This is a genomic window from Lysobacter helvus, from assembly GCF_018406645.1.
GTDB lineage: Bacteria > Pseudomonadota > Gammaproteobacteria > Xanthomonadales > Xanthomonadaceae > Noviluteimonas > Noviluteimonas caseinilytica.
This window is the reverse complement of the sequence record NZ_AP024546.1, coordinates 587215-610053: the sequence shown is the minus strand read 5'-3', so window position 1 is coordinate 610053 and position 22839 is coordinate 587215. Positions and strand designations below refer to the sequence as shown.

Here is a 22839-nt window from a genome sequence, read left to right as displayed (position 1 = left end):
CCCCGCTTGCGGGGGTTTCGCTTTTTCAGAGCAGTGCGCGCAGCAAGTGCCTGAACTTGTCGGGCTTGCCGCCGGGCCGGAAGCCCCGGCGCGGATGCGCGCTCAGCACCATCAGGTTGGCGTCGAGCCCTGTCTTCGGCGAAGCGCGCCGCAACGCGAAGAACACGGCGTAGTCCTCTCCGGCTTCGGTACGCACCGTGCTGAACAACACGTGGTTGCGGCGGTCGGTGAGGTAACAATTGCGGTCGAGCATCGTGGCGACGATGCGTGGCAATTCCTCGCCCATGGCATGCCGGGTCTCGCAGAAGATCCGGCCTTCGGGGTTTGCGTGATAGATCGCGCAAGGTTCTGCGGATTCGTTCGCCGCAGCGCGCCGCGTAAAGCAGTGCAGGCCGAACTTGACGCCGACGGTGACATCGCGCGCACGCGGTCGCGTGGCGGTGGGCGGAAGTCGGTAGGTCTGGCGGCGGCCGTGGAAATGCTGCAGCGAGTATCGCTTTCCGTGGCAACTGACATAGGCAGCCCATTGCATGCGTCGATCCGGTTCGAGGCGACTTTCGTCACTGACCGGATCGTCAACTCAGTGTTCCGGTTGGCCCTCACTCGCAAACTTTTCCGCGTGCTTCAGCGCCATATTCCTGTCGATCGCATCCAGCCCCAGGTCACTCGCCGTCTTCAACACGGTGAACAACACCAGCAAGCCGGCGCCGCCATCCAGGCCCGCGCCGACCAGGATCGCCAGGTGCATCGGGATGATGCGGAGGTAAGGCGTGAACATCAGCGTGCCGAGATTGGGCTTGCCGCGCAGGTCGGCGGCGTGTTGCGCGGCGTAGGTCTGCTGTTGCGACAACACGAACGACACGCCGCACGCAGCCAGCACCAGCAGGTCCCAGCCTGCGGTCACGCGATGCTCGGCGCACAGGAACAGGAAATAACACAGGTGGAAGAAACCGTAATGCAGCGCGAAGAAATTCGCGGTGGAGCGCTTGCCCTGTTCGTTCTCCGGCACGGGCTGGTCGTTCGACGTGAAGCCCGTCGTGCTGAAGCGCCGCAGGTTCAACATCCGCTTGCGCGCATACCAGCCGATCACCACGCTCTGGATCCAGTACGTCCACAACAACCAGCCCGCGGGCCAGTGGAAGACGAGCGCGGCCGCCAGCGTCGCGGCGTTCGACAGCAGCAGGTTGCGGGCCGACGGTGTCATAGCGCGAGCATCACCCGGTAGCGATTCGCCATGGCCGCATCGAAGCAGGCGAACACGACGCGCGCCGGCCGTCCACCGCTTGAGGCACGCACCGTGCGCACCGCGATGGGCACCGCGAGTTCGACCGGATACCCGAACACGCCGCAGCTGATCGCCGGGAACGCGATCGATTCGACACCGTGCACCGCGGCCAGGGACATCGCGTTGCGATAGCACGCGGCCAGCAGGCCGGGTTCGCCCTGGTGGCCGCCATGCCAGACCGGCCCGACGGTGTGGATCACCCAGCGCGCGGGCAGGGCATGGCCGCCGGTGAGGCGGGCCTCGCCGGTCGGGCAGCGCACGCCGGGGGCGGTTTCCGGCAGGTCCCGGCATTCCTGCAGCAGGCCGGGGCCGGCGGCGCGGTGGATGGCGCCGTCGACGCCGCCGCCGCCCAGCAGCGTGGGATTGGCGGCGTTGACGATCGCGTCGACCTGCAACTGCGTGATGTCGCCTTCGATCACTTCGATTTCCATGCGTGCCAGCCTACTGCCGCTTGCGCGCGGGTGCGCGCGCATTCACCGCGGGCGCGTGAAAGCATGGTGAAATGCGCACCCTTCGTGGCCACCCTGTGACGCGCAGCCGCGTTCCGCGCGGCGCTCGCAGGCACCATGCGTCCCGCCAACGTGCAACCGCGCGCACCCCAGATACGTCAGTCTTTCCATGAAGCCCCGCATCACCCTCGGTAACGTCGACCGCCTGCAGTCGACCGTCGATCGCGCCACCTGGCTGCACCGCCTCGGCCTGATCCTGTTCGTGCTCGCCTGCACGTGCGTCGCGCTGCCGCGCTCCGGGCTGCCCGCCTGGGTGCCGATCGCGGGCCTGGGCGCCACGCTGCTCGCCTTCGCCATCAAGGCCGCCGGCACGCTGCACGAGATCCGCCTGGCCGATTCCCTCTCGAAGGTGATGGGCCTGCCGGTGCGCCATGGCTTCCATGCGCGCGGGCTCGACCAGAACGCCTGGTCGCAGATCCGGTCCTACATCTTCGTGTCGGTCGCGCTCACCGTGGCCGCCGCGCTGGCGCCGAGCATGCTGGCCGCCAGCGGCGAGACCACGCTGGGCAACCTCACGGTCACCATCAGCATGGCGGCGCTGGCCATCCAGTCCTTCGACAATCCGCGCCGCCTGCACAACCGCGTGATGCAGATCTGCCACGGCCGGCTGGATCCGCACGCCCACGAAGACGGCACCTTCGTCGCCTGACGGCGCCGGCTGCGTGCCGGCGCGTTGCCTCACAAGCCGGCGAGCCACTCGTCGTCCGAGCCTTCGTTGACGCCTTCGAACAGGATCGTGGAGAAGTAGCGTTCGCCCGTGTCGGGCAGCATCGCCAGGATCACGTCGCCTTCCTTCGCGGTCTTCGCCACTTCCAGCGCGCCGGCCACCGTTCCGCCCGCGGAGATGCCGACGAACAGGCCTTCTTCCTGCGCAAGGCGTCGCGCGGTGTCGCGCGCCACCATCTCGTCGATCTTGAGCAGCGTGCCCGCGACGTCGCGATTGAGCACTTCCGGCACGAAGTCCGGCGTCCAGCCCTGGATCTTGTGCGGCACGAATTCCGCGCCCGACAGCAACGCCGCGCCCGCTGGTTCGCACGTGGTGATCTTCGTTTCGGGGCGCGCGACGCGCAGCACTTCGGCCACGCCGGTGAGCGTGCCGCCGGTGCCCCAGCCGGTGACGAAATGATCGAGGCGATCGCCGGCGAAGTCGCGCAGGATTTCCGCTGCGGTCGTCTGCCGGTGGTACGCGGGATTGGCGGGATTGGTGAACTGGCGCGCGAGGAACCAGCCATGCTGCTTCGCGAGTTCTTCCGCGCGGCGCACCATGCCGCTGCCGCGTTCGGCGGCGGGCGTCAGGATCACTTTCGCGCCGTACGCGCGCATCAGCTTGCGGCGTTCGATCGAGAACGAATCGGCCATCGTCGCGACGAACTTGTAACCCCGCGCCGCGCACACCATCGCCAGCGCAACGCCAGTGTTGCCCGACGTGGCTTCGATCACCGTATCGCCCGGCTTGAGCAGGCCCTTCGCTTCCGCGTCGAGGATGATCGCGATCGCGAGGCGATCCTTGACCGAGCCGCCCGGATTGAAGGATTCGACCTTCGCGTACATCGTCACGTGCGATGGCGCGATGCGGTTGAGGCGGACGACCGGCGTGCGGCCGATGGTGTCGAGGATGCTGTCGTGGCGCATGGGGCGTTCTCCGGGGGGACGAGGGGAACAACGCAGTCCGCGGAGTGTGCAGGACGCGGGCAGGACGCGCGCGCCACTGTCGTTGGTCATGGGTCCGCCGGGTCAACGCGTGCGCGGATGGGGCGTTGATGCCCTTTCGTGGCCTTCCGGCCCCGCGCCGTGACCGTACTGCCACGCCAACCGGCCTAGAATTCACGAATGACGCCTTTCCCACGCTCCAAGTTCACCAAGTCCACCTTCCTCCTCGCCTGCGCGCTGTGCGCCACCTTGTCGGCCTGCGGCCGCGACCAGGCGGCGGCCGCCAACAATCGCGACGCGCGCGGCGGCGGCAATGCACCCGTTGCGGTGACGACCACCATCGTGCGCGCCAGCGATTTCTCCGACGCACTCACGGCCATCGGCACGGCGCGCGCGCGCGAATCGGTGACCGTCACCGCGAAGGTGAGCGAGATCGTGCAGCAGGTGCATTTCGACAGCGGCGATGAAGTCGGCAAGGGCGCGGTGCTCGTCACCTTGTCGGGCCAGCAGCAGCAGGCCGCGTTGCGCCAGGCCGAAGCGGCGGCGAAGGAAGCGCAGCAGTTGCTCGATCGCCAGGACGCACTGGCGAAGCAGCAGTTGATCGCGACCTCGCAGCTCGACACGCAGCGCGCCGCGCGCGACCAGGCCAATGCCCAGGCCGCGCAAGTGCGCGCGCAGATCAGCGACCGCACGATCCGCGCGCCGTTCGGTGGGGTGCTCGGCATCCGCCAGGTGAGCCCGGGCGCGCTGGTGACGCCGGGCACCGTGATCGCCACGCTCGATGATCTGTCGCGCGTGTACGTCGACTTCCCGATGCCCGAAGGCGAACTCGCGCAGCTCGCGCAGGGCCAGCGCGTGTACGGGCGCGCGGCGGCGTATCCGGGCACGGCGTTCGATGGCGTCGTCAGCACCATCGACACGCGCATCGATCCGACCACGCGTTCGGTGAACGTGCGCGCCGACTTCCCCAATCCGGACCACCGCCTGCGCCCCGGCATGCTGATCAACGTCGACCTGCGCCACGGCGAGCGCAATGCACTGCTGCTGCCGGAGATATCGGTAGTGCAGGTGGGTGAGCGCACGTTCGTGTATCGCGTCGGCAACGACGGCACGGTGCAGCAGGTGGACGTCAAGGTCGGCACGCGCCGCGATGGCCGCGCGGAAATCCTCGACGGCGTGAAAGCCGGCGACCGCGTGATCGTCGACGGCACGGGCAAGCTGCGCCCGGGCGCGAAGATCGCCGACGCCGCAAACGCGCGCACGGCGACGCGCTGACATGCGCCTGTCCGACCTTTCGATCGAACGTCCGGTCTTCGCGACCGTCCTGAGCCTGCTGCTGATCGTACTGGGCGTGATGGCGTATTCGCGTCTCACGCTGCGCGAGCTGCCCGCGATCGATCCCCCAGTGGTGTCGGTCGAAGTCGCGTATGCCGGCGCATCGGCGTCGGTGGTCGAAAGCCGCGTGACGCAGGTGCTCGAAGACGCGTTGTCGGGCATCGAAGGCGTGGAGACGATCGAGTCGAGCAGCGTCAACGGCCAGTCGCGCATCACCCTGGAATTCAGTCTGTCGCGCGACATCGAAGGCGCCGCCAACGACGTGCGCAGCGCCGTGAGCCGCGTGTCGAACCGCCTGCCGGACGAAGCCGATCCGCCGCAGGTCAGCAAGGTCGAGAGCGATTCGGATCCGATCATCTGGCTCAACATGAGCTCGACGAAGATGTCGACGCTCGAGCTGAGCGACTACGCCGAGCGTTACATCGTCGATCGCCTGTCGAGCATCGACGGCGTTGCGCAGGTGCGCATCGGCGGCCAGCAGCGTTACGCGATGCGCGTCTGGCTGGATCGCGATGCGCTCGCCGCGCGCGGCCTCACCGCGATCGATGTCGAGAACGCCCTGCGCGCCGAAAACGTCGAGCTCCCCGCTGGCCGCATCGAATCCGAATCGCGCGACTTCACCTTGCGCGTCGCGCGCGGTTACGAAAAGCCCGAGGATTTCGCGCAGATCCCGCTGGGCAAGGGCCCGGACGGGTATGTCGTGCGGCTGGGCGACGTCGCGAAGGTGGAGCTGGCCTCCGCCGAGCGTCGTTCGTACTACCGCAGCAACGGCGAACCGAACATCGGCCTGGGCGTCGCGCGCACCTCGACGGCGAACGCGCTGGACGTGGCCAACGCCGTGCGCGCCGAAGCCGACCGCATCCGCCCGACGCTGCCGGCCGGCACGAAGATCTTCGTCGCCTTCGACACCACCACCTTCATTGATGCCTCGGTCGAACGCGTGTACCACACGCTCATCGAGGCGATCGTGCTGGTGCTGATCGTGATCTGGCTGTTCCTGGGCAGCCTGCGCGCGGCGCTGATTCCCGCGGTGACGGTGCCCGTGTGCCTGATCGCGGCCTTCGTGCCGCTGTACGTGTTCGGCTATTCGATCAACCTGCTGACCTTGCTCGCGCTGGTGCTGTGCATCGGGCTGGTGGTGGACGATGCGATCGTCGTGCTGGAGAACATCCAGCGTCGCGCGGACCTCGGCGAACCCAAGCTCGTGGCGGCCGCGCGCGGCACGCGCCAGGTGGCGTTCGCGGTGATCGCGACCACCGCGGTGCTGGTCGCCGTGTTCCTGCCGATCGGCTTCATGGAGGGCAACACGGGGCGCTTGTTCCGCGAGTTGTCCGTCGCGTTGGCGGGCGCCGTGGCGTTGTCGGCGTTCGTCGCGCTGACGCTCACGCCGATGCTGTCGTCCAAGCTCGTGCGCCCGCATCGCGAAGAGAAATCCAATCCGGTCAACCGCTGGGTCAACGCGCGCCTGGATGGCGTGACCGCGCGCTATCGCCGCTTCCTGCAGGGCAACGTCGGGCGGCCGCTGTGGTTCGGTGCGCTCATGCTCGTCGCGCTCGGCGCGAGCGCCGTGCTGTTCAAGCTCGTGCCGTCGGAACTGGCGCCGCCGGAAGATCGCGGGTCGTTCCAGGTGAGCCTGACGGGCCCGGAAGGCGCCGGCTACGACTACACCGTGCAGCAGGTGCAGCAGGCCGAGAAGATGATCGCGCCGCAGATCCAGGGCAAGGGCCCGATCGAACGCGCCAACGCGCGCGTTCCGGGCGGCTTCGGCGCCAGCGAAGAAATGCACACCGCGCGCTTCAGCGTGTTCCTGAAGGATTGGGACAAGCGCTCCGAGAACACGCTGGACGTCGCCAAGCAGCTCAAGTCCGAACTGGATGCGTTGCCCGGCATGCGCGTCTCCACGCAGGTCGGCGGCGGCCTGGTGCGCACGCGCGGCCAGCCGGTGCAGATCGTCATCGAAGGCCCCGACTACACGGAACTTGCGGCCTGGCGCGATCGCCTGCTCGCGCGCATCGAGACCAACCCGGGCCTGACCGGCGCGGATTCGGACTACAAGGAAACGCGTCCGCAGATGCGCGTGCAGATCGACCGCAAGCGTGCGTCGGACCTGGGCGTGAGCGTGGAAGACATCGGCCATGCGCTCGAGACGATGATGGGTTCGCGCCGCGTGACCACGTTCGTGCGCGGCGGCGAGGAATACGATGTCGTCGTGCAATCCACGAAGGCCGGCCGCGCGACGCCCGCGGACCTGGAAGCCATCCAGGTGCGCGCACGCGATGGCGCGCTGATCCCGTTGTCCAACCTCGTCACGCTGCACGACGTGGCCGAGGCCGGCAGCCTCAACCGCTTCAACCGCCTGCGTTCGATCACCATCAGCGCGGGCCTCTCGCCGGGCTATCGCATGGGCGATGCGATCACGTGGCTGCAGGACGCGGTGAAGGCGGAATTGCCGGAACACGCGCAGATCGACTGGAAGGGCGAATCGCGCGAATACCAGCGCGCGGGCGGCGCGGTGCTGCTCACCTTCGCGCTCGCGTTGCTCGTCGTGTACCTCGTGCTCGCCGCGCAGTTCGAAAGCTTCATCCATCCCTTCGTGATCATGCTGACGGTGCCGCTGGGCGTGCTCGGTGCGCTGCTCGGCCTGTGGGTCACGGGCGGAACGCTGAACCTCTTCAGCCAGATCGGCATCGTCATGCTGGTGGGCCTGGCGGCGAAGAACGGCATCCTGATCGTCGAGTTCGCCAACCAGCTGCGCGACGAAGGGCGCAGCGTGCGCGAGGCGATCGTCGAATCGGCCGGCGTGCGCCTGCGCCCGATCCTGATGACCTCGATCGCCACGATGGTCGGCGCGGTGCCGCTGGTGCTCGCGGGCGGGCCGGGGTCGGCGAGTCGTTCGACGATCGGTGTGGTCGTGATCTTCGGTGTCGGTTTCTCGACGTTGCTGTCGTTGTTCGTCGTGCCTGCGTTCTATGCGTTGCTGGCGCCGTACACGCGTTCGCCCGAAGCGGTGGCGCATGAACTGAAGGAACTCGAAGCCACCGTGCGTCCGGCGGGCGACCGCCTGGGAGAACATGCGTGAGCGATTCGCCGTGGAAGTCGAAAGGACCGCCGAAAGGCCCGCCCTCGCGCGGTCCGCAGGCGAATGGACCGCGCCGCCCCGACGGCCCGAAGCGCGAACATCCTTCGCGTGCGCCGTCGCCGCGCGACATCGCCACGGCCGAGCACCAGCACGTCCGCGAACATCGTGAGCTCGAGTTGCGCCTGTACGGCGTCAACGCCGTGCGCGCCGCGTTCCATCGCCGTCCCGATGCGCTGCGCAAGTTGTACCTGGTCTCCGAACGCATCCCGCAACTGCAACCGATGCTGCGCTGGTGCGTCGCGCATCGCGTCGGTTATCGCGTGGTCGAGGATGAGGCCGACCTGCAGCGCCTCGCGTCGAGCACGCACCACGAAGGCGTGGTCGCCGATTTCCAGCGCGAAACGCCGCAGACGTTGACGACGTGGTTGCAGCACGTGCCGCAGGGTCCGGTGTGCGTGCTGTGGCTCGACGGCGTGGGCAATCCGCACAACCTCGGCGCCGTCCTGCGCTCGGCCGCGCATTTCGGCGTCGCGGCGATCCTGTTGCCGAAGCATTCGACGCTGAGCCTGTCCGGCGCCGCCGCGCGCGTGGCCGAAGGCGGCGCGGAAGCGGTGCCGTTCATCCGGCTGGGCCGCGAAGACAATTCGCTGGCCCAATTGCGCGGCGCGGGATTTGCGCTCGCGGCGACCGTCGTGCGCGACGGTGCAAGCGTGTTCGATGCGCAACTGCCGCAGCGGTTGGTTTACGTGCTCGGCGCGGAAGGCGAAGGCATGTCGCAGGAACTCGCCGCCGCGTGCGACCTGCGCGTCTCGATCCCCGGCAGCGGGAAAGTCGAAAGCCTCAACGTCGCGGCCGCCACGGCGGTGTTGCTCGCCGAGTGGACGCGCAAGGCCAAGGCGGTTGCGTAGGGCGCCTGGGCGGGTGCAATATAACGTTCGTTATATACCCGCTGAGGTCCCTGCCATGGTTTCGCTCAAGGTCACCACGATCGGCTCGTCCGCCGGCGTCATCCTCACGAAGGAGGCGCAGGCGCTCCTGCGCGTGAAAAAAGGCGACACGCTCTACCTGGTCGAAACGCCGACGGGTGCGCACATCAGCGCATACAACCCCGATTTCGTTCGCCAGATGTCGCTCGCCGAAGAGATCATGCACGAGGACAAGGAGATCCTCCGGGCGCTCGCGAAATGACGGAATGGAAATGGATTTCGGCAGAGCTCGCGCATGTGGTGCACGAGCGCCAACTCGCGGAACACGGCGGTCCTGAAGGCATTCGTGATCTCGGTGTCATCGAATCCGCACTCGCGCGCCCCGAACAACTCGCGCACTACGGCGAGCCTGATGTGTTCGACCTGGCGGCCGCGTACTGCTGGGGCATCGCGCGAAACCATGGCTACGTCGATGGCAACAAGCGCACCGGATGGTTGCTTGCGCGCATCTTCCTCGCCGATCACGGCGTCCGCGTTCGTGTCGACCCCATCAGCACGGTACGCGCCGTCGAAGCCGTGGCGGCTGGAACGATGACGCAAGATGCGTTGGCAGCATGGCTACGCTCCTGCGCCGTCGCCTGACGATCACGGCTCCAGGAAAATCAGCCACGCCGCCACCGCGATCAGCGCGAAGCCGGCCCAGTGGTTCCAGCGCAGCGGCTGGCCCAGGTACCAGATCGAAAAGCCCGCGAAGACCACCAGCGTGATCACTTCCTGCAGGCCCTTGAGCTGCGGCGCGGAATAGACCGCGCTGCCCCAGCGGTTGGCCGGCACCATCAGCGTGTACTCGAACAGGGCGATGCCCCAGCTGGCGAAGATCGCCAGCGCCAGCGGCGCGGATTTGTACTTCAGGTGCCCGTACCAGGCGAAGGTCATGAAGATGTTCGAACCCAGCAGCAGGAGGATGGGGAGCAGGCGTTCCATGGGCATCCGGGTTTGGTCCTTGGGGGGAGATGGGCGGAGAAGGGCGTGATTTGACGCCATTGTTGACGCTTTCGGCGTCTTCACGGAGCCTGCACCGGTCGGTCGGCACCTTCACGAACCTGAAGCCCAGACAGGAGCCCACTCCATGCGTAGCAGTGAAGAACCCGCCGGCCTCGTCCTCATCGTGGAGGACAACCGCAACATCTCCGAAATGGTCGGCGAATACCTCGAAGGCCGGGGGTTCGAAGTCGACTACGCCTCCGATGGCCTGGACGGTTACCGCCTGGCCGCCGAGAACAGCTACGACGTGATCGTGCTCGACCTCATGCTCCCACGCCTGGATGGCCTGGAAGTGTGCAAGCGGCTGCGCGAGGAAGCGCGCAAGTCCACGCCGGTCCTGATGCTGACCGCGCGCGACACGCTGGACGAGAAGCTCACCGGCCTGGGCGCCGGCGCCGACGACTACCTCACCAAGCCGTTCGCGATCCAGGAACTGGAAGCGCGCCTGCGCGCCCTGATCCGCCGCGAGCGCCGCCAGGTGGGCGCCGAGGTGCTGAAGGTGGCCGACCTGGTGCTCGATCCCGCCTCGCTCCGCGCCACGCGCGCCGGCAGCGAACTGCAGCTCTCGCCGATCGGCCTGAAGCTGCTCACCATCCTGATGCGCGAATCGCCGCGCGTGGTGAGCCGCCAGGAAATCGAGCGCGAGATCTGGGGCAACGGCCTGCCGGACTCCGACACGCTGCGCAGCCACCTGTACAACCTGCGCAAGACCATCGACAAGCCGTTCGAAAAGCCCCTGCTGCACACCGTGCAGAGCGCGGGCTACAGGATCGCCGACATCGAACAGCCCCCGGCCTGAGACCCGACCTTCGTGCCACAGGGGTTGCCACGCAAGATCCGGGTCGCCTTCCTGCTCCAGGTGGTGATGGTCAGCCTCGCGGTGATTGCCGCGGGCTGGCTCGTCTCACTCGTGATCCAGATGGGATTCGTCCGCAAGCTTTCGGAATCGGAGGCTTCGAACTTCTTTGCCCGTCGCGCGGTGGATTCCGACTACGACGTGCCGCACGGACGCAACTTCGACGGCTGGTTCGTGCCGGCCGGGCAAGCCGCCACGGGCGTGCCGGCGTACATCGCCACGCTGTCGCCGGGCTTCCACCCGATGGACGAACGCGCGCTGCAGGTGCGCGTGGAGAAGCGGCCGTCGGGCACCTTGTACCTGGCCTACGACCAGGACCGCATCGACCGGCTGATGTTCGCCTTCGCGGTGCTGCCGATCGTGATGGGGTTGCTCGCGGTGCTGGCCGTGTCCGCGTTGAGTTACCGCGTGTCGAAGCGGCTGGTGACGCCGGTGAACTGGCTGGCGCGGCAGGTCGCAGGATGGGACCCGCGCGCGCCCGACATCGATGCATTGGCGCCGCATCGCTTGCCGCCGGACATCGGCAGCGGCGAAGCGCGACAACTGGCGCAGGCCTTGCATCGCCTCGGCGAACGCGTGGAAGCCTTCGTCACGCGCGAGCGCAACTTCACGCGCGACGCCAGCCATGAACTGCGCACGCCGCTCACCGTGATCCGCGTCGCCGCCGACCTGCTGGAAACCGAACACGGCCTCAGCAGCCGCGGCGAGCGTTCGTTGCGGCGCATCCAGAGCGCGAGCCGCGACATGGAAGCGGTGATCGATGCGTTCCTGATCCTCGCGCGCGAAGGCGACATCGAACCGCCGCGCGAACATTTCTCCGTCGCCGACATCGTGGACGAGGAAGTGGACAAGGTGCAGCCGCTGCTCGACGGCAAGCCCGTGCACCTGCACGTGGTGAAGCACGCCGAGCCGGAACTGCATGCGCCCTCGCGCGTGCTGGCGGTGATGGTGGGCAACCTGCTCAGCAACGCCTGCCAGTACACCGACAGCGGCGACATCGAAGTGCGCATCGAGAACGACCGCGTCAGCGTCCGCGACACCGGCATCGGCATGTCGCGCGAAACGCTGCAGCGCGCCTTCGATCCGTTCTACCGCGCCGACCAGGACGCCGGCGGCATGGGCCTGGGCCTGTCGGTCGTGCGCCGCCTCGGCGAACGCTTCGGCTGGCCGGTGGTCCTCGAAAGCGTGCCCGGCAGCGGCACGCTCGCCACGATCCAGTTCGTGCGCTGACATTCAAGTGCTGAACGTTGGCCGCGCTGCGCGGTCAACGTGGCGACGGTGCGCGCGTTTGCGGCATCCTCGACCCATCTTTCCCGGCATTCCCCTTCATGGCCCAGACCCGATCCGCCCCCGCTCGTTCGTCCCGTCCGCGTGTTGTCGCCATCGGCGTTGCCGTCGTCGCCCTGGCGGGGCTGGCGTGGTGGTGGACGCACCATGAAGCGAAAGCGGCCGACAGCGGGTTCCGCACGGCCGCCGTCGAAAGCGGCGACATCCGCGTGTCGATCTCCGCCACGGGCACGCTCAGCGCGATCTCGACGGTGGACGTGGGCAGCCAGATTTCCGGCCAGGTCACCGACGTGCTGGTGGACTTCAACGATCGCGTCAGGAAGGACCAGGTGATCGCGCGCATCGATCCGAGCACGTACCAGGCGCAGATCGCGCAGGGCGCGGCGCAGATCGCCAGCGCGCGCGCGTCGCTCGCCACCGCGCAGGCCACGCTGCGCAACGCGGAGATCGATTACGACCGCAAGGCCTCGCTCTCCGGCCAGCAGCTGATCGCGAAGAGCGACGTGGACCTGGCCCGCGCCGCGCGCGACCAGGCGCGCGCGCAGGTCAACGCCGCGCAGGCGCAGATCACGCAGCAGCAGGCCTCCACGCAGACCACGCGCCTCAACCTCGACCGCACGGTGATCCGCTCGCCCGTCGACGGCGTGGTGCTCACGCGCACGATCGAACCGGGCCAGACGGTGGCGGCCAGCCTGCAGGCGCCGGTGCTGTTCCAGATCGCAGAAGACCTGTCGCAGATGAAGATCGTGCTCGCCATCGACGAGGCCGACATCGGCCAGGTCAAGGCGGGGCAGTCGGTCAACTTCACAGTCGATGCGTTCCCCGAGCGCAGCTTCCGCGGCAAGGTGCAGCAGGTGCGCCTGTCGGCGACGAACACCAACAACGTGATCACGTATCCGGTGGTGGTCACCGTCGACAACCGCGACCAGGTGCTGCTGCCCGGCATGACCGTCAACGCGGAAATCGAAGTGAGCCGTCGCGACAACGTGTTGAAGGTGCCGAACGCGGCATTGCGCTTCAAGCCGGCCGACGATGCGACGGGCGGCACCGCCAATGCGCAGCCGCAGCAGCGTGGCGGCGGGATGGCGTCGGAGTTGCCGAAGCTGGCGCAGTCGCTGCACTTGAACGCGTCGCAGCAGGACGCCTTCGACACCGCGCTTGCGCAGATGAAGGAACGCATGGCCGCGCGCGCGGCGCCGGCGGCGGCGCAGCAGGGACAGGGCGGCAGCGCGCTGTTCGGGCGCGGGCCGGGGGGTGGTCCGTCGTCGGGCGGCAACGCGAATACCGGCGCCGCCAGCGGTGCGATGCGCCAGCGATTGATGGAACGTTTCAACCAGCAGTTCGCCGCGTTCCGCGCATCGCTCGACGACACGCAGCGCACGCAATGGGATGCGGGTGTCACCGCGCTCGTCAGTGCGCGTCGCGCGCCGATCTACAAGCTGGTCGACGGCCAGCCGCAGCCGGCGGTCGTGCGCATCGGCGTGTCGGACGGCACCAGCACCGAAGTGTCCGGCGACGTGCATGCGGGCGACCTCGTGATCACGGGCGCCGAACGCGCAGCGACGGCCAAGGCCACGCAATGAGCGCCGTCGCACAGGCCCAGGTCGCCGCCCGCGAGGCGGTGATCGAAACGCAGGCGCTCGACAAGGTCTACGCGCAGGGCACGGAAGCGGAGGTCGTCGCGTTGCGCGGCGTGAACCTGCGCATCCTGCAGGGCGAGTTCGTCGCGATCATGGGGCCGTCGGGCTCGGGCAAGTCGACGCTGATGAATTTGCTCGGATGCCTGGATACGCCCAGCGCCGGCGTGTACCGCTGCGACGGCGTCGATGTCGCCACGCTGGACGCGGAAGAACGCGCGCGCCTGCGCCTGGACAAGATCGGCTTCGTGTTCCAGGGGTTCAACCTGTTGCCGCGCATGTCGGCGCTCGAGAACGTCTCGATGCCGATGGGCTACGCCAACGTGCACCGCGGCGAGCGCCTCAAGCGTGCGCACGAGGCGCTCGCGTCCGTCGGCCTCGGCAATCGCGAAGGCCACAAGCCCAGCGAAATGTCCGGCGGCCAGCAGCAGCGCGTGGCAATCGCGCGCGCACTCATCAACCGCCCGCCGATCCTGCTCGCCGACGAACCCACGGGCGCGCTGGATTCCAGGACGGGCGAGGAAATCCTGGCGCTGTTCAAGCAGTTGCAACGCGACGGCCACACCGTCGTGCTGATCACGCACGATCCCGACGTCGCCCACCACTGCGACCGCATCTTCGTCATGCGCGACGGCGAACTCACCGAGGAGGCGCGCGCATGAACCCGATGGAAGTCCTGCGCACGGCGATCTACGCATTGCGCGGCAACTGGATGCGCAGCGCGCTGACCTCGCTGGGCGTGATCATCGGCATCGCGGCGGTGATCGTGATGGTTTCGGTCGGGCAGGGCACGCAGGCGGAGATCGACAAGCTCGTCTCGGGCCTGGGCTCCAACCGCCTGGACATCAGCCCCGGTTCCGGCCGCGGTTTCGGCGGCATCCGCGTCGGCGGCGCGAACAACTTCACGCTGACCGAAGACGACGCCACGGCCATCCGCACCGAGTTGCCCGACGTGCAGTACGTCGCGGGCAGCCTGCGCGGCAGCAGCCAGTTCGTGTACGCGGAAAACAATTGGTCGAGCAACTGGCAGGGCGTGCAGGCCGACTGGTTCGACATCAACGGCTGGACGCTCGCCAGCGGCGCGGGATTCGACGCGCGCGATTACGGCGGTGCGTCGAAGTCCGTGATCCTCGGCGAAACGGTGCGGCGCGAATTGTTCGGCGACGACGATCCGCTCGGCCAGGTCGTGCGCATCGGGCGCGTGCCGTTCACGGTGGTGGGCACGTTGAAGCCGAAGGGCCAGGGCGGGTTCGGGCAGGACCAGGACGACATCGTGGTGGTGCCGCTGGAAACCGCGCGCCGCCGCCTGATGGGCGCGATGGGCCTGCCGCCGGGCGCGGTGATGCAGATCGCGTTGGGCGTGGCCAACGCCGACGACCTCGACTACGTGCAGGGCGAAGTGGAAGCGTTGCTGCGCCAGCGCCACAAGATCCAGCCCGGCGCGGAAGACGATTTCAACGTGCGCAACATCGCCGAGATCATCAGCACGCGCACGGCCACGACCAACCTGATGTCCAAGTTGCTCGGCGCGGTGGCGACGATCTGCCTGATCATCGGCGGCATCGGCATCATGAACATCATGCTGGTGTCGGTGACCGAGCGCATCCGCGAAATCGGCTTGCGCATGGCGGTGGGTGCGGGGCCGCGCGACGTGCGCCGTCAGTTCCTCGCCGAAGCGATGCTGATCTCGATGATCGGCGGCGTCATCGGGATCGCGATCGGGATCGTGGGCGCGTTGCTGGTCGGCAAGTTCAGCGAATTGCCGGTGCAGGTGAACGCCAACGTCGTCGGCCTGGCCGCGGCGTTCTCGATCGCCACGGGCCTGTTCTTCGGGTATTACCCGGCGCGCAAGGCGTCCTTGCTGGATCCGATCGAAGCGTTGCGCCAGCAATAGGCGGGCGGCGGTATCCTGCGCGGCATGTCCGCCGGAGACCGCCATGCGCCCGCATCGATTGCTTGCCGCCCTGTTGTGTTGCGCGATCGCCATGCCGGCCTTCGCGGCTGATCCGCCCAGGCCGAAGACCGCGCTCGTCATCCATGGCGGCGCGGGCGTGATCGAGCGCGGGTCGATGACGCCGGAGGAAGAAAAACTGGTGCGCGCCGACCTCGACCAGGCGCTCGACGCGGGCAACGCCATCCTCGCCAAGCACGGCACCGCACTGGATGCCGTCGTCGACGCGATCCGCGTGCTGGAGGAATCACCGCGCTTCAACGCCGGCAAGGGCGCGGTGTTCAACGCCGACGGCAAGCACGAACTCGATGCGTCGATCATGGAAGGCCACACGCATCGCGCGGGCGCGGTGACCGGCGTGATGACGGTGCGCAGCCCGATCCTGCTGGCGCGCGCGGTGATGGAGCGGTCCAAGCACGTGATGCTGGCGGGGCAGGGCGCGGAGAAATTCGCCGACTCGCTGCCGGACATCGAACGCGTGCCCAACAGCTGGTTCGACACCGATCGTCGGCGCAAGCAGCTTGAAGACGCGCAGGCGAAGGAGAAGGCGAATGCCGGCCTCGACCTGCCCGGCACGTATTTCGGCACCGTCGGCGCGGTGGCGCTCGACGCCGACGGCCACATCGCCGCGGCCACCAGCACCGGCGGCATGACCAACAAGCGCTACGGGCGCGTCGGCGATTCGCCGATCATCGGCGCCGGCACGTGGGCCGACGAACGCTGCGGCGTGTCGGGCACCGGCTGGGGCGAGTTCTACATCCGCAACGCGGTGGCGCACGACATCTGTGCGCGCGTGGCGTATCGCGGCGATGCGCTCGCGGTCGCCGCGGAAGAGGTGGTCGACAAGATCGTGCCCGGGATGGGCGGCGACGGCGGCGCGATCGCGCTGGACAAGGACGGCAACATCGCGATGCCGTTCAACACCTCGGGCATGTATCGCGCTTGGCTGAAGCCCGACGGTGCGCGCGGCACGGCGATCTATCGCGACGAAGCGAAGTAACCCGTCGCGGCGCTCAGGGCACCTCGGCCTGCGAGGCCTGGCCCTTCGCCCATTGCGCCATCCGTTCGGTGAGCGCTTCGGGCGCCACGTCCTCGATGTGCGTGCCCAGCGTCCACTTGTGGCCGAAGGGATCGGTCACCGTGCCCATGCGGTCGCCCCAGAACTGGTCGGCGACCGGCTTGGTGATGGTGGCGCCGGCCTGGACGGCGCGCGCCAGCGCCGCGTCGCAGTCGGGCCCGTAGATCACGAAGCTCACGGTGCCGCCGCCGCGCTTGAGCGGGCCCAGCGCGCCCATGTCGGGCCACTCGTCCGAGAGCATCAGCTGGGTGTCGCCGATGCGGACCTCGGCGTGGCCGACGCGCTCGCGTCCGTCGGGGCCGGGGACCGGCAGGCGGAACTGTTCCTTCGCGCCGAACGCCCGGGTGTAGAAATCGATGGCGCGGGCGGCGTCCTCGACGATGAGGTAGGCGGTGACGGTGTGGTAACCCTCGGGGACGGGGCTGACGGCCATGGCGGGACGCTCGCGGGGGCGGGGGGAGCCGGAAAGCGGGACGTTGCGCCGGGATTCGTTATGCGCCGGTGACCGCGCGGCGTGTCCTCATGCACATGGGTCGGGCGCCGCGGTGTGGCAGAATCGCCGCTCCTCGGGAGCCGGTCCTCGTCCAAGCCATGCCGTCCAAGCACCTGCGCACCGATCGCGGCGGCGCCCATGGCTGACCAGTTCGGACACCTGCCCCGCCACCCCGGCCGAATCCTCAAGGCGACCGTGTGGTCGATGCAGGGGCTGCGTGCGGCGTGGTTGCACGAGTCCTCGTTCCGGCTCGAGGTGTACCTGTTCCTCGTGTTCTGCCCGCTGGGGCTGTGGCTCGGGGCGACGGGGGTGGAGCGCGCGTTGCTGGTGGGCAGTTGCCTGCTGGTAATGGCGGTCGAGCTGCTCAATTCCGCGATCGAAGCGGTGATCGAGCGCTACGGCCCCGAATTCCACGAATTGGCCGGGCGCGCCAAGGACATGGGTTCAGCCGCGGTGTTCCTGACGATGCTCAACGTATTGCTGGTGTGGGGCTGCATCTTGGTCCCGCATTTCTTCTGACCCCTTAGGATTCCCGCGCGATGCTGGATTGGTTGGCCGATCCCCAGGCCTGGCTCACCCTGGTGACCCTCAGTGCGATCGAGATCGTGCTGGGCATCGACAACCTGGTGTTCATCGCGATCGCGGTCAGCAAGCTGCCGCAGGAGAAGCGGGAGCGCGCGCGCAAGTTCGGCATCGCGGTGGCGTGCATCACGCGCATCGGGTTGCTGCTCACGCTGGCGTGGCTCGCCGGCCTCACCCAGGACCTGTTCCGCCTGTTCGGCCAGGGCATCTCGGTGCGCGACCTGGTGCTGATCCTGGGCGGCGTGTTCCTGGTGGTGAAGGGGATCATGGAGATCCGCGACCTGCTGATGGGCGAGGACGAAGCCGAGGACATCCACACCAAGCCGCTGGTCTCCTTCGGCATGGTGATCGCGCAGATCGCGATCATCGACATCGTGTTCTCGCTGGATTCGGTGATCGCCGCGGTCGGCATGGCCAACCACGTGACGATCATGGTCGGCGCGATCCTGCTGGCGGTGGGCGTGATGCTGCTGGCCGCCACGCCCCTGGGCCATTTCATCGAGCGCAACCCGACCATCAAGATGCTGGCCCTGGCCTTCATCGTGCTGGTGGGCGTGTACCTGCTCCTGGATGGCTTCGAACTGCACATCCCGAAGGGCTACCTCTACGGCGCGATGGGCTTCTCCGCCGCGGTGGAGTGCCTGAACCTCTGGGCGCGGCGCAAGGCCAGCGCGCGACAGCTCGCGCAGTAGCGCCCCGCGGGGCCCGGGACGCGCCTTCATTGCGTCCTACCCCCTTCGATGCTGGAATGCCGCGCGTCCCCCACCGCGGAGCCAACCCCATGCGTCCGAACACCTTCCTGCGCGCGCTGCTCCTCGGGCTCGCCATCGCGCTGCTGTCCGGCTGCGGCTACAACCAGATCCAGGCGAAGGACCAGGCCGTCAAGGGCGCATGGTCGGAAGTGCTCAACCAGTACAAGCGCCGCGCCGACCTCATCCCCAACCTCGTCAACACCGTGAAGGGCTACGCCGCGCAGGAACGCGACGTGCTGATCCGCGTGACCGAGGCGCGCGCCAAGGTCGGGCAGATCCAGGTCAACGCGGAAGACGCGGCTTCGCTGGCGCAGTTCCAGAAAGCGCAGGGCGACCTCTCGCAGGCGTTGTCCCGCCTGATGGTGGTGACCGAGAACTATCCGAACCTCAAGTCCGACCAGTCCTTCCGCGACCTGCAGGCGCAACTGGAAGGCACGGAGAACCGGATCACCGTCGCGCGCGGCCGTTACATCACGACCGTGCAGGACTACAACACCTACATCCGCCAGTTCCCGCAGAACTTCACCGCGAAGATGTTCGGCCACAAGGAAAAGCCGAACTTCTCCGTGGAGAACGAAGCGCAGATCTCCAACGCGCCGACCGTGGAATTCAACCCGCCGACGACGGCGCCGGCGACCACCGCCGCGCGCGCCCCGGCGTACTGACGCGCTGATGCACAACGCGCTGCCGCGTTTCGCGCGCACGGTCTGCTTCGCCTTCGCGCTGGTGATCGCCAGCGCGTCGGCGTTCGCGCAGGCCAACGCGCCGATCCCGAAACTCGATCGCCCGGTGATCGACACCACCGGCACGCTCGATGCGGCAGCCATCGCGTCGCTGGAACAACAGGCGCGCGCGCTGCAGCAGCGCAAGGGCAGCCAGCTGCAGGTGCTGATGGTGCCCACCACGCAGCCGGAAACCATCGAGCAATACACCGTGCGCGCGTTCGAGCAGTACAAGCTCGGGCGCAAGGGCGTGGACGATGGCGTGCTGGTGGTCGTGGCCAAGAACGACCGGCGCGTGCGCATCGAACCGGGCTATGGCCTGGAAGGCGCGATCCCCGATGCGATCGCCAACCGCGTGATCCAGGAATACCTGGTGCCGAAGTTCCGCGCGGGCGATTACGCGGGCGGGCTGACCGACGGCACGGCGGCGCTGGCCAAGCTGATCGACGGCGAGGAACTGCCGCCGCCGATGGCCGACAACAAGGGCAGCAGCGGCGGGCGCGATGGCGGGCAGTGGGTCTTCGCGTTGTTCCTGTCTTTCATCATCGCCACGTTCGTGCGCGGGATGTTCCGCTGGCTGCCGGCCGCCCTGCGCGGCGTGGTGGGGGCGGGCGCAGCCGGATTCGTGGCGTGGTTGGTGTCGTCGCTCGTGCTGGTCGGCGGGCTCGGCGCACTGGTCGGCCTGTTCGTCGGGCTGTCGGCGGCGCCCACCGGGCGCGCCGCGCGCCATGGCGGCTGGGGCGGGTTCGGCGGTGGCGGATTCGGGGGCGGCGGCGGGTTCGGCGGCGGCGGTGGCGGCTGGTCGGGCGGCGGCGGCATGAGCGGGGGCGGTGGCGCCTCCGGCAGTTGGTGAGGATCGCGACCATGCGCCTGTTCCGACACCTGCTCGCACGTCCTGCCCGCGCCTGGTTCCCCGAGGACGCGATGGACCGCATCACGGCCGCGATCGACGCCAGCGAACTGCGCCACAGCGGCGAGATCTGTTTCGCGGTGGAGCCTGCGCTGCACTGGCTCGACGTGCTGCGCGGCGTCGACGCGCGCACCCGTGCCGAGGACGCGTTCGCGCGGCTGCGCGTGTGGGACACCGAAGGCAACACGGGCGTGCTGGTGTACCTGTTGCTCGCCGACCATCGCCTCGAAATCGTGGCCGACCGCGGCCTGCGCAACGTGGATCCCGCGCGCTGGCGCGCAGTGTCCGATGCGATGCAGGCGCGCCTGCGCGCCGGGGAGCCGGAAGCGGCGATCGTCGAAGGCGTGGCGGCGATTTCCGACCTGCTCGCCGAGCACGCGCCGCTGGTCGCGGGCACCCCGGACCGCGACGAATTGCCGAACCGCCCGCGCCTCCTCTGACGCGCGACGCTGGGGCACAATGCCGCCACGCGCCATCGCCTGGACAACGCCTTGCACGATTTGACGTACCTGCACCAGATCGACCCGATCGCACTCGCGCTCGGCCCGCTGAAGATCCACTGGTACGGCCTGATGTACCTGCTCGGGTTCGCCGTTGCATGGTGGCTCGGCAATCGCCGCATCCGCGCAGGGCGGCTGCCCGGCGTCGACGGCCACGGCTTCGGCGACCTGATGTTCTACGCGATGGTCGGCGTGGTGCTCGGCGGGCGGCTGGGCTACATCCTGTTCTACGACCTGCACACCTACATCGCCCATCCGCTGCAGATGCTGAAACTGTGGGAAGGCGGCATGAGCTTCCACGGCGGCCTGATCGGCGTGGTGGTGGCCACGTGGTGGTGGTCGCGCAAGCACGGCCTGCACGTGATGGACACGATGGAATTCATCGCGCCGCTGGTGCCGCCGGGGCTGGGCTTCGGGCGCCTGGGCAACTTCATCAACGGCGAGCTGTGGGGCAAGCCCACCGACGCGCACTGGGGCGTGGTGTTCCCGAACGCGCTGCCGCAGCCGTACGCCAGCATGGATCCGCAGGCGTTGCGCGCGCAGTTCGAAGCCGGCGCACTGGATGTGTTCGCGCGCCATCCTTCGCAGCTGTACCAGGCGTTCCTCGAAGGCCTGGTGCTATTCCTGGTGCTGTGGCTGTATTCGCGCAAGCCGCGGCCGCGCTATTCGGTGGCGGGCCTGTTCGTGCTGTTGTACGGCGTGTTCCGCTTCCTCGTGGAGTTCGTGCGCGTGCCCGACCAGCAACTCGATTACATCGCCTTCGGCTGGCTCACGATGGGCCAGTTGCTGAGCGTGCCGCTGATCCTGCTGGGCCTGTTCTGGTTGTGGTGTTCGCGCAGCGCGCCGACGCTGCAGCCGCGCGTCGCCTGACCGCACGGAGCGTCACATGCGCCAATACCTCGACCTGATGCGCGAGATCCTGGAACACGGCACCCCCAAGGGCGACCGCACCGGCACGGGCACGCTGAGCGTGTTCGGGCGGATGATGCGGTTCGACCTGCGCGAGGGGTTCCCGCTCGTCACGACGAAGAAGCTGCACCTGAAGTCGGTGATCCACGAGCTGCTGTGGTTCCTCGCCGGCGACACCAACGTGCGCTATCTGCAGGACAACGGCGTCAGCATCTGGGACGAATGGGCGACCGAAGACGGCAGTCTCGGCCCGTTGTACGGCGCGCAGTGGCGCAGCTGGCCCACGCGCGACGGCGGCACGATCGACCAGATGTCGGGGCTGATCGCTGCATTGAAGGCGAAGCCGAATTCGCGCCGCCACATCGTCAGCGCCTGGAACGTCGAATACCTGCCGGACGAATCGCGCAGCCCGCAAAACAACGTGCGCGACGGGCGCATGGCGCTGGCCGCGTGCCACACGCTGTTCCAGTTCTATGTCGCCGACGGAAGGCTCTCGTGCATGTTGATGGCGCGCAGCCAGGATTTCCTGCTCGGCACGCCGTTCAACATCGCCAGCTACGCCTTGCTCGTGCACATGGTGGCGCAGCAATGCGACCTCGACGTGGGCGAGTTCGTGTGGGTGGGCGGCGACGTGCACCTGTACAACAACCACCTCGAACAGGCGCGCACGCAGCTTGCGCGCGAGCCGAGGCCCTTGCCGCAGCTCACGATCAAGCGCCGGCCGCCGTCGTTGTTCGACTACCGCTTCGACGACTTCGAGATCACCGGTTACACGCCGCATGCGGCCATCAAGGCGCCCATCGCCGTCTGACGCAGGTCGGGCCGCATCCGGGGCGCGTGCACGAAAGGCCGCTAGGTGACTTCCGGTCACCGGGCGTATCCTCCGATCCCAACGCGGGCCGCCGGGATCTGCCATGCGAATCCTCATCGCCGACGACCAGTCAGCCGACCAGAAGGCCAAGGACGATGGCAGTTGCCAGGCCTGGGCGAAGACCGACACGGGCATCGACCCGGCGGCCGTCGCCGCGGCCCCGACCACCACCACCGGACCGCAGGGCCAGCGCGCCCGCGGCGCGGTGCGCGGCGCGGCGGCCGGCGCGGTGATCGGCGAGGTGGCGCACGGCGATTCCTCGCAGGGCGCGAAGACCGGCGCCGCGGCGGGCGTGATCGCCGGCGGCGCGCGCTCGCGCCGCAGCCAGGCCGCGCAGGTGCAACAGCAGCAGACCGCCAAGGCGCAATCCATCGACACCTACTGGCGGGCCTGGGGCGCGTGCATGTCGGGCAAGGGCTACACGGTGCAATGACGGACTGACACCGGCCCGCGAACCGGGCCA

At 68.3% G+C, this 22839-nt stretch carries 26 protein-coding genes; 20 read left to right on the top strand and 6 right to left on the bottom strand.

The annotated features are described in order from the left end of the window. Nucleotides 1-25: 25 nt before the first annotated feature. From LYSHEL_RS03135 to LYSHEL_RS03125, 3 genes are read right to left on the bottom strand one after another with little or no spacing between them, the layout of a single operon-like run. The gene (locus LYSHEL_RS03135) at nucleotides 26-532 is read right to left on the bottom strand and encodes a hypothetical protein (protein WP_213435586.1); all 507 of its coding nucleotides are present in this window, start codon (nucleotides 530-532) and stop codon (nucleotides 26-28) included. Nucleotides 533-580: 48 nt separating this feature from the next. Then, on the bottom strand, nucleotides 581-1204 hold the full coding sequence (locus tag LYSHEL_RS03130; RefSeq protein WP_213435584.1) for a DUF6498-containing protein: 624 nt from the start codon (nucleotides 1202-1204) through the stop codon (nucleotides 581-583). Then, on the bottom strand, nucleotides 1201-1716 hold the full coding sequence (locus LYSHEL_RS03125; protein ID WP_213435582.1) for an O-acetyl-ADP-ribose deacetylase: 516 nt from the start codon (nucleotides 1714-1716) through the stop codon (nucleotides 1201-1203). Before LYSHEL_RS03125 ends, LYSHEL_RS03130 begins: the two co-directional genes overlap by 4 nt. 187 nt (nucleotides 1717-1903) lie before the next feature. Between LYSHEL_RS03125 and LYSHEL_RS03120 the strand changes: the two genes are divergently transcribed. Further along, the gene (locus LYSHEL_RS03120; protein WP_213435580.1) at nucleotides 1904-2443 is read left to right on the top strand and encodes a hypothetical protein; all 540 of its coding nucleotides are present in this window, start codon (nucleotides 1904-1906) and stop codon (nucleotides 2441-2443) included. Nucleotides 2444-2472: 29 nt separating this feature from the next. On the opposite strand, the gene cysK is transcribed toward LYSHEL_RS03120, so the two are convergent. Next, a complete protein-coding gene (gene cysK, locus LYSHEL_RS03115) occupies nucleotides 2473-3426 on the bottom strand; it encodes a cysteine synthase A (protein WP_213435578.1) in 954 nt (317 codons plus the stop codon). A 198-nt stretch (nucleotides 3427-3624) separates the two neighbouring features. On the opposite strand from cysK, the gene LYSHEL_RS03110 reads away from it, so the two are divergent. The 5 genes from LYSHEL_RS03110 to LYSHEL_RS03090 are packed head-to-tail and all read left to right on the top strand — an operon-like array spanning nucleotide 3625 to nucleotide 9426. Further along, nucleotides 3625-4719 (top strand): efflux RND transporter periplasmic adaptor subunit, encoded by a 1095-nt coding sequence (locus tag LYSHEL_RS03110; protein ID WP_213435576.1) that lies wholly within the window; start codon nucleotides 3625-3627, stop codon nucleotides 4717-4719. A gap of 1 nt (nucleotide 4720) precedes the next feature. Beyond that, nucleotides 4721-7858 carry an efflux RND transporter permease subunit gene (locus tag LYSHEL_RS03105; protein WP_213435574.1) on the top strand — a complete coding sequence of 1046 codons (3138 nt, stop codon included), beginning with the start codon at nucleotides 4721-4723 and terminating at the stop codon, nucleotides 7856-7858. After that, nucleotides 7855-8766: a TrmH family RNA methyltransferase gene (locus LYSHEL_RS03100; RefSeq protein WP_213435572.1), complete on the top strand. Its 912-nt coding sequence runs from the start codon at nucleotides 7855-7857 to the stop codon at nucleotides 8764-8766. Before LYSHEL_RS03105 ends, LYSHEL_RS03100 begins: the two co-directional genes overlap by 4 nt. A gap of 55 nt (nucleotides 8767-8821) precedes the next feature. Further along, entirely contained in the window at nucleotides 8822-9046 is a 225-nt protein-coding gene (locus LYSHEL_RS03095) for an AbrB/MazE/SpoVT family DNA-binding domain-containing protein (RefSeq protein WP_213435570.1), read from the top strand. Continuing rightward, the gene (locus tag LYSHEL_RS03090; RefSeq protein WP_213435568.1) at nucleotides 9043-9426 is read left to right on the top strand and encodes a type II toxin-antitoxin system death-on-curing family toxin; all 384 of its coding nucleotides are present in this window, start codon (nucleotides 9043-9045) and stop codon (nucleotides 9424-9426) included. Before LYSHEL_RS03095 ends, LYSHEL_RS03090 begins: the two co-directional genes overlap by 4 nt. Nucleotides 9427-9429: 3 nt before the next feature. Here LYSHEL_RS03090 and LYSHEL_RS03085 read toward each other — a convergent pair whose 3' ends face one another. Then, nucleotides 9430-9774, bottom strand: coding sequence for a DMT family protein (locus LYSHEL_RS03085; protein ID WP_343225465.1), 345 nt, complete (start codon nucleotides 9772-9774; stop codon nucleotides 9430-9432). 139 nt (nucleotides 9775-9913) lie between these two features. Here LYSHEL_RS03085 and LYSHEL_RS03080 point away from each other — a divergent pair, with 139 nt between their 5' ends. The 6 genes from LYSHEL_RS03080 (at nucleotide 9914) to LYSHEL_RS03055 (ending at nucleotide 16559) form a co-directional block, all read left to right on the top strand. Beyond that, nucleotides 9914-10627 carry a response regulator transcription factor gene (locus LYSHEL_RS03080; RefSeq protein ID WP_036170123.1) on the top strand — a complete coding sequence of 238 codons (714 nt, stop codon included), beginning with the start codon at nucleotides 9914-9916 and terminating at the stop codon, nucleotides 10625-10627. 12 nt (nucleotides 10628-10639) lie between these two features. Then, entirely contained in the window at nucleotides 10640-11914 is a 1275-nt protein-coding gene (locus LYSHEL_RS03075; protein ID WP_213435564.1) for a sensor histidine kinase, read from the top strand. Between the two features lie 98 nt (nucleotides 11915-12012). Further along, nucleotides 12013-13554: an efflux RND transporter periplasmic adaptor subunit gene (locus LYSHEL_RS03070; RefSeq protein WP_213435562.1), complete on the top strand. Its 1542-nt coding sequence runs from the start codon at nucleotides 12013-12015 to the stop codon at nucleotides 13552-13554. Beyond that, nucleotides 13551-14270, top strand: a complete 720-nt coding sequence (locus LYSHEL_RS03065) for an ABC transporter ATP-binding protein (RefSeq protein ID WP_213435560.1) — start codon at nucleotides 13551-13553, stop codon at nucleotides 14268-14270. The genes LYSHEL_RS03070 and LYSHEL_RS03065 overlap by 4 nt, the downstream gene beginning before the upstream one ends. Continuing rightward, nucleotides 14267-15502, top strand: coding sequence for an ABC transporter permease (locus tag LYSHEL_RS03060; protein ID WP_213435559.1), 1236 nt, complete (start codon nucleotides 14267-14269; stop codon nucleotides 15500-15502). The genes LYSHEL_RS03065 and LYSHEL_RS03060 overlap by 4 nt, the downstream gene beginning before the upstream one ends. 43 nt (nucleotides 15503-15545) lie before the next feature. Further along, nucleotides 15546-16559 (top strand): isoaspartyl peptidase/L-asparaginase family protein, encoded by a 1014-nt coding sequence (locus LYSHEL_RS03055; RefSeq protein WP_213435557.1) that lies wholly within the window; start codon nucleotides 15546-15548, stop codon nucleotides 16557-16559. Nucleotides 16560-16572: 13 nt separating this feature from the next. On the opposite strand, the gene LYSHEL_RS03050 is transcribed toward LYSHEL_RS03055, so the two are convergent. After that, nucleotides 16573-17070 (bottom strand): VOC family protein, encoded by a 498-nt coding sequence (locus LYSHEL_RS03050; RefSeq protein WP_213435556.1) that lies wholly within the window; start codon nucleotides 17068-17070, stop codon nucleotides 16573-16575. Between the two features lie 198 nt (nucleotides 17071-17268). Here LYSHEL_RS03050 and LYSHEL_RS03045 point away from each other — a divergent pair, with 198 nt between their 5' ends. The 8 genes from LYSHEL_RS03045 (at nucleotide 17269) to LYSHEL_RS03010 (ending at nucleotide 22809) form a co-directional block, all read left to right on the top strand. Beyond that, nucleotides 17269-17649, top strand: a complete 381-nt coding sequence (locus LYSHEL_RS03045; RefSeq protein ID WP_213435555.1) for a diacylglycerol kinase — start codon at nucleotides 17269-17271, stop codon at nucleotides 17647-17649. Nucleotides 17650-17669: 20 nt separating this feature from the next. Next, nucleotides 17670-18404: a TerC family protein gene (locus LYSHEL_RS03040; protein ID WP_213435554.1), complete on the top strand. Its 735-nt coding sequence runs from the start codon at nucleotides 17670-17672 to the stop codon at nucleotides 18402-18404. Nucleotides 18405-18493: 89 nt separating this feature from the next. After that, nucleotides 18494-19129, top strand: a complete 636-nt coding sequence (locus tag LYSHEL_RS03035) for a LemA family protein (RefSeq protein WP_213435553.1) — start codon at nucleotides 18494-18496, stop codon at nucleotides 19127-19129. A 19-nt stretch (nucleotides 19130-19148) separates the two neighbouring features. Then, on the top strand, nucleotides 19149-20039 hold the full coding sequence (locus LYSHEL_RS03030) for a TPM domain-containing protein (RefSeq protein WP_407075171.1): 891 nt from the start codon (nucleotides 19149-19151) through the stop codon (nucleotides 20037-20039). An 11-nt stretch (nucleotides 20040-20050) separates the two neighbouring features. Then, on the top strand, nucleotides 20051-20536 hold the full coding sequence (locus LYSHEL_RS03025) for a TPM domain-containing protein (RefSeq protein ID WP_213435551.1): 486 nt from the start codon (nucleotides 20051-20053) through the stop codon (nucleotides 20534-20536). A gap of 60 nt (nucleotides 20537-20596) precedes the next feature. Further along, nucleotides 20597-21466: a prolipoprotein diacylglyceryl transferase gene (gene lgt, locus LYSHEL_RS03020; protein ID WP_213437539.1), complete on the top strand. Its 870-nt coding sequence runs from the start codon at nucleotides 20597-20599 to the stop codon at nucleotides 21464-21466. Between the two features lie 16 nt (nucleotides 21467-21482). After that, nucleotides 21483-22316, top strand: coding sequence for a thymidylate synthase (gene thyA, locus LYSHEL_RS03015; RefSeq protein WP_213435550.1), 834 nt, complete (start codon nucleotides 21483-21485; stop codon nucleotides 22314-22316). Between the two features lie 103 nt (nucleotides 22317-22419). Next, nucleotides 22420-22809: a glycine zipper family protein gene (locus LYSHEL_RS03010; protein WP_213435549.1), complete on the top strand. Its 390-nt coding sequence runs from the start codon at nucleotides 22420-22422 to the stop codon at nucleotides 22807-22809. Nucleotides 22810-22839: the final 30 nt, after the last annotated feature.

What these genes read in the sequence shown, in the direction of transcription:
- LYSHEL_RS03135 (WP_213435586.1), bottom strand. Translation starts at nt 532, where the DNA reads ATGCAATGGGCTGCCTATGTCAGTTGCCACGGAAAGCGATACTCGCTG.
- LYSHEL_RS03130 (WP_213435584.1), bottom strand. Translation starts at nt 1,204, where the DNA reads ATGACACCGTCGGCCCGCAACCTGCTGCTGTCGAACGCCGCGACGCTG.
- LYSHEL_RS03125 (WP_213435582.1), bottom strand. Translation starts at nt 1,716, where the DNA reads ATGGAAATCGAAGTGATCGAAGGCGACATCACGCAGTTGCAGGTCGAC.
- LYSHEL_RS03120 (WP_213435580.1), top strand. Translation starts at nt 1,904, where the DNA reads ATGAAGCCCCGCATCACCCTCGGTAACGTCGACCGCCTGCAGTCGACC.
- cysK (WP_213435578.1), bottom strand. Translation starts at nt 3,426, where the DNA reads ATGCGCCACGACAGCATCCTCGACACCATCGGCCGCACGCCGGTCGTC.
- LYSHEL_RS03110 (WP_213435576.1), top strand. Translation starts at nt 3,625, where the DNA reads ATGACGCCTTTCCCACGCTCCAAGTTCACCAAGTCCACCTTCCTCCTC.
- LYSHEL_RS03105 (WP_213435574.1), top strand. Translation starts at nt 4,721, where the DNA reads ATGCGCCTGTCCGACCTTTCGATCGAACGTCCGGTCTTCGCGACCGTC.
- LYSHEL_RS03095 (WP_213435570.1), top strand. Translation starts at nt 8,822, where the DNA reads ATGGTTTCGCTCAAGGTCACCACGATCGGCTCGTCCGCCGGCGTCATC.
- LYSHEL_RS03090 (WP_213435568.1), top strand. Translation starts at nt 9,043, where the DNA reads ATGACGGAATGGAAATGGATTTCGGCAGAGCTCGCGCATGTGGTGCAC.
- LYSHEL_RS03085 (WP_343225465.1), bottom strand. Translation starts at nt 9,774, where the DNA reads ATGCCCATGGAACGCCTGCTCCCCATCCTCCTGCTGCTGGGTTCGAAC.
- LYSHEL_RS03080 (WP_036170123.1), top strand. Translation starts at nt 9,914, where the DNA reads ATGCGTAGCAGTGAAGAACCCGCCGGCCTCGTCCTCATCGTGGAGGAC.
- LYSHEL_RS03070 (WP_213435562.1), top strand. Translation starts at nt 12,013, where the DNA reads ATGGCCCAGACCCGATCCGCCCCCGCTCGTTCGTCCCGTCCGCGTGTT.
- LYSHEL_RS03065 (WP_213435560.1), top strand. Translation starts at nt 13,551, where the DNA reads ATGAGCGCCGTCGCACAGGCCCAGGTCGCCGCCCGCGAGGCGGTGATC.
- LYSHEL_RS03060 (WP_213435559.1), top strand. Translation starts at nt 14,267, where the DNA reads ATGAACCCGATGGAAGTCCTGCGCACGGCGATCTACGCATTGCGCGGC.
- LYSHEL_RS03055 (WP_213435557.1), top strand. Translation starts at nt 15,546, where the DNA reads ATGCGCCCGCATCGATTGCTTGCCGCCCTGTTGTGTTGCGCGATCGCC.
- LYSHEL_RS03050 (WP_213435556.1), bottom strand. Translation starts at nt 17,070, where the DNA reads ATGGCCGTCAGCCCCGTCCCCGAGGGTTACCACACCGTCACCGCCTAC.
- LYSHEL_RS03045 (WP_213435555.1), top strand. Translation starts at nt 17,269, where the DNA reads ATGGCTGACCAGTTCGGACACCTGCCCCGCCACCCCGGCCGAATCCTC.
- LYSHEL_RS03040 (WP_213435554.1), top strand. Translation starts at nt 17,670, where the DNA reads ATGCTGGATTGGTTGGCCGATCCCCAGGCCTGGCTCACCCTGGTGACC.
- LYSHEL_RS03035 (WP_213435553.1), top strand. Translation starts at nt 18,494, where the DNA reads ATGCGTCCGAACACCTTCCTGCGCGCGCTGCTCCTCGGGCTCGCCATC.
- LYSHEL_RS03025 (WP_213435551.1), top strand. Translation starts at nt 20,051, where the DNA reads ATGCGCCTGTTCCGACACCTGCTCGCACGTCCTGCCCGCGCCTGGTTC.
- thyA (WP_213435550.1), top strand. Translation starts at nt 21,483, where the DNA reads ATGCGCCAATACCTCGACCTGATGCGCGAGATCCTGGAACACGGCACC.
- LYSHEL_RS03010 (WP_213435549.1), top strand. Translation starts at nt 22,420, where the DNA reads ATGCGAATCCTCATCGCCGACGACCAGTCAGCCGACCAGAAGGCCAAG.